Origin of the sequence: Streptomyces sp. NPDC014894, from assembly GCF_043080985.1 — a bacterium.
Classification (GTDB): domain Bacteria; phylum Actinomycetota; class Actinomycetes; order Streptomycetales; family Streptomycetaceae; genus Streptomyces.
In genome coordinates this window covers 1-4707 of record NZ_JBIBWD010000045.1, presented here as the reverse complement: position 1 = coordinate 4707, position 4707 = coordinate 1, and the positions used below count along the sequence as shown (strand labels likewise).

General features: G+C 70.7%; 2 protein-coding genes. Both read right to left on the bottom strand.

What is annotated here, in order from left to right; all coding sequences use genetic code 11:
- The coding region (locus ACF089_RS35820) for a type I polyketide synthase (RefSeq protein WP_392036393.1) at positions 1-1658 on the bottom strand (1658 nt) is incomplete at its 3' end.
- Positions 1645-4707: type I polyketide synthase (locus ACF089_RS35815; protein WP_392036390.1), on the bottom strand; the 3063-nt coding region annotated here is incomplete at its 5' end. The genes ACF089_RS35815 and ACF089_RS35820, both read right to left, overlap by 14 nt.

Here is a 4707-nt window from a genome sequence, read left to right as displayed (position 1 = left end):
CGGTGGGGGTGGGTGGCGCGGTGGGTGAGGGTGTGTTCGATGTCTTGGAGGGGTGTGTCGGGGTGTGCTGTGAGGTGGTCGTGGAGGCGGGCGGCTTGGGCGGCCAGTGCTGATGCCGACTTCGCGGTGAGAGGAAGCGAGACATAGCCGCCGGCGGGGTCTGCGTCTGCTGCGGCCGAGACCTGGGCCGGGTCCGGCTCGCGGGGGGACGCTGTGAGCGATGACGTCGGCCGAGGCGATGCTGCTGTGTCCTCGTCGCCGGTGATTTCGGGTGTGGGGGGTTGTTGGAGGATGAGGTGGGCGTTGGTGCCGCTGACGCCGAAGGCGGAGATGGCTGCGGTGCGGGGGTGGGGGTGCTCGGGCCAGGGGGTGGGCTCGGCGAGCAGGGTGATGTTGCCGGTGGTCCAGTCGATGTGGGGTGAGGGGTGTTGTGCGTGGAGGGTCGGGGGGAGGTGGCTGTGATGGAGAGCCTGGACCATCTTGATCAGTCCGGCGATGCCGGCTGCTGCTTGGGTGTGGCCGATGTTGGTTTTGAGGGAGCCGAGGTAGAGGGGTTGTTCGGGGGTGTGGTGCTGGCCGTAGGTGTTGAGGAGTGCGTGGGCTTCGATGGGGTCGCCGAGGGTGGTGCCGGTGCCGTGGGCTTCGACCGCGTCGACGTCTGAGGGTGTGAGTCGGGCGTTCGCCAGGGCCTGCTGAATGACCCGCTCCTGGGCCGGCCCGTTCGGGGCTGTCAGCCGACTGCTCGCGCCGTCCTGGTTGACGGCCGATCCGGGGATGACCGCCAGGATCGTGTTCCCCTGCTGGACGGCGTCACTGAGCCGCTGAAGCACGATGAGTCCGGCGCCTTCGGACCAGCCCGTTCCGTCCGCCTCGGCCGAGAAGGCCTTGCAGCGACCGTCGGGCGCCAGCCCGCGCTGTCGGCTGAACTCCAGAAAGACCGCCGGGGTGGGCAGCACGGCCGCCCCGCCCGCCAGCGCCATGTCGCACTCGCCCTGGCGGAGCGACTGACAGGCGAGATGCACCGCGACCAGCGACGACGAGCACGCCGTGTCCACCGTCATCGTCGGCCCCCGCAGCCCGAGGGTGTAGGCGATACGGCCCGAGGTGACGCTCCCGGAACTTCCCGACATCACATACCCCTGGTATTCCTCCGGGGCGTTCGTGGCACGGGGGCCGTAGTCGTGCGCCGAGACGCCGGTGAACACACCCGTGGCGGAATCGGCCACCGAATGAGGATCGATTCCGGCGTCTTCCAGCGCCTCCCAGGCGATCTCCAGCAGAAGCCGCTGCTGCGGATCCATCGCTTGCGCCTCGCGGTGGGAAATGCCGAAGAAGTCGGCGTCGAACTGATCGGCGTCGTGGAGGAAACCCCCGTACCGCGTCGACGACGTACCGGGGTGATCGGGATCCGGGTGGAATAGGTTCTCCAGGTCCCATCCTCGATTGTCGGGAAACTCGGAAATGGCGTCCCGGCCCTCGGCCACCAGCTCCCACAGCTCCTGCGGCGACATCACCCCACCGGGGAAACGACACCCCATACCGACGACGGCTATCGGCTCGTGCGCGCTCTCCTCCAGGTCCTGGAGCCGCTGACGAGTCTGATAGAGATCGGCCGTCACTCGCTTGAGGTAGCCAACGAGCTTCTCATCGTTCGTCATCGGAAACCGCCTCAGGGGAAGTCTGGAGAGTCTCGCTGAACTCTTGGTCGATGAAACGCAGCACTTCTTCGGTCGACGCGGAGAGGAGAGCGTCGGCCATATCGCCGCCGTCGTTCTCCGGGCCCCCGTCGAAACTCTTCAGCAGGGAACGCAATCTCTCCCGCACCTCCGCACGGAGCTGTTCGTCCCCGGCGGGGACCCCGGCGAGGGACGACTCCAGACGGCTCAGCTCACCCAGGACGCCGGGGCTCGGCACCAGACCGCCGCGGGTGAGCCGCTCGTCCAGATGGAGCGCGAGCGCGGCGGGGGTGGGGTGGTCGAACATCAGGGTCGCGGGCAGCTGGAGTCCCGTCAGGCCGCCGAGGGTGTTGCGCAGCTCGATCGTCGCCAGCGAGTCCAGCCCCATGTCGAGGAATCCCGACTGGCCCGGCACATCCGCGGCATCGGAGTGTCCGAGGATCGACGCCGTGGTCTGCCGCACCGTCGCGAGCAGACGCTCCCGCCGCTCCGCCGGTTCAAGTCCGACCAACCGCTCCACGAAGGAGGCGGCGGGCGGACCCGCCGCCTCCGGGGCGGGCCCCGGTCTCCGCGCCGTCCGGCGAGCGCTCCGGCCGGCCAGCTCGTGCAGCAGAGCGGGCAGCGTTCCGCCGTCGGCCCGAGCGCGGAGAGCGGCGGTGCTGAGCGCCGTACCGATCAGCGCCGGGCGCTCCGGCACGGCGAGCGACGCGTCGAGCAGGGCGAGCGCGTCCGGGGTGGCGAGGGGCGGGAATCCGGTGCGGGTGATCCTCGCGATGTCGGCGTCGGTGAGATGGCCGGCCATGCCGTCGCTGTCGGCCCAGGGGCCCCAGGCGAGGCTGGTGGCGGGGAGCCCGAGGGTGTGCCGGTGGTGGGCGAGGGCGTCGAGATAGGCGTTGGCGGCGGCGTAGTTGGCCTGCCCCGCGGACCCGACGGTCGCGGCGAGGGAGGAGAAGAGGACGAAGGCGTCCAGGTCGAGATCGCGGGTGGCCCGGTGCAGATTCCAGGCCGCGTCGGCCTTCGGGCGCAGCACCGCGTCCAGCTGCTCGGCGCCGAGCGCCGACACGGTGCCGTCCGCGACCACCCCCGCGGCGTGGATCACCGCACTGAGCCGATGGCCCTGCGGGAGGGTCCGCAGCAGAGCGTCGACCGCGTCGCGGTCCGCGGTGTCGCACGCGGCGACGGTCACCTCCGCCCCCGCCTCCGACAGCTCGGCGCACAGCGCGTCCACCCCGGCGGCGTCCGGCCCGGCCCGGCTCACCAGCAGCAGACGCCGTACGCCGTGCCGGGCCACGAGATGCCGGGCGGTCTGGGCCCCCAGCGCGCCGGTGCCGCCCGTGACCAGCACCGTTCCCTCGGGGTTCCAGCCCGCGTACGGGCTCCTCCCACCGGACGCGCGGGGCAGCCGCACGATCCGGGGAACGTGGATCTCGCCCCCGCGGATCGCGAGCTGAGGCTCGCCGGCCAGAGCGAGGGCGTGGGGAAGCACCGCGTACGTGCTCGGCTCCGTATCGAGGTCGACGACGCTGACGCGGTTCGGATGCTCCGTCTGCGCGCTGCGGACGAGTCCCCAGAGCGCGGACCGTACGGGGTCGATGTCCTCGCCGGGGAGTACGGGCACGGCCCGGCGGGTCAGCAGCACCAGCCGGGTGTCCGCGTACCGCTCATCCGCGAGCCACCGCCGCAGCAGTTCGAGTACGCCGCCGAGCGCCTCCCTGACCTCTCCCGCCGGGCCCGACTCGGGAGTCGAACGGTCGGGCAGCGAGACGAGCACCGTCTCCTGGACGAGGGCGCTCTCGCTCTCGCCGTCCTGCGGGCGGAACAGCTCCCAGAGTCCGCGATGACGCAGGGACTCCGGCACCAGCGCGGCGATCAGGCCGTCGGCCTCGGCCGCCGTATCGCGCTCGCTGCCCTTGTCGTTGAGGGAGAGGAAGCCGACGCGTCCGAAGTCCTGGGCGGTCGACGGGGTCGGCCGGGCGATCCACTCGGTGTGGTGGAGCACTGCGTGGACCGGGGCCGTCCGGGGCCGCAGCGTCAGCGTGCCGATGGTGATCACCGGAGCGCCGGTGGAGTCGTGGGCCGCCAGGCTCACGGTGTGCTCCCCGGTCTTCGTGAGCCGGACCCGTAGCGCGGTGGCGCGGACCGAGTGGAGAACGACGCCCTCGAAGGCGTAGGGCACCGCGGTCTGTCCGGTCGCGGTCTCGTCCTTGAACAGGGCAAGGGGATGGAGTGCGGCGTCGAGGAGTGCGGGGTGGGTGGTGTGGCCGTTGGTGGGGGTGTTGGTGGGGAGGGTGATGTCGGCGTAGATGTGGTTGTCGTGTTGCCAGGCTTGGGTGAGGCCTTGGAACAGTGGTCCGTAGTGGTAGCCGTGGTGGGTGAGGTCTTTGTAGGTGGTGGTGAGGTCGAGTGGGGTGGTGCGGGCAGGGGGCCAGGTGGTGGGTGTGGGTGTGGGTGTGGTGTGTGGGGGTGGTTCGGGGGTGTGGGGGGTGAGGGTGGCGGTGGCGTGGTGGGTCCATTCGTCCTGGTCGGATTCGTGGTCCTGTGGGTGGTGCTGTTGGTGTTGGGGGGTGTGCGGGCGGGAGTGGAAGGTCAGCTCACGGACGCCGTCGAGATCGGGACGGCCGGTCACGGTGAGCCGGAGATCGCGAGACGCGCCGTCGGACAGCGCCAAGGGGGTGTGAAGCGTCAGTTCATCGATATGGGGGCAGCCGAGACGCGCTCCGGCATGGAGCGCCAGATCGACCAGCGCGGTGGCCGGCAGAAGCACGGCGTCGTGGATCGCGTGATCGGCCAGCCAGGGGTGCGTGGCGAGGGAGAGCTGACCGGTGAAGACCGTGGTGTCGCGCTCGGGCAGCTCCAGGACGGCGCCGAGGAACGGATGGCCGGCGACGGTCTGCCCCAGAGCGGAGACGGACGCGGCGGAGGTGGCTGGGGTCTTCAGCCAGTGGGTGGTGCGTTGGAAGGGGTAGGTGGGGAGTTTGGTTGTGGGTCGTGGGTTGGTTTTGTGGTGGGTGGGTTGGTGGTGGTGGGTGTG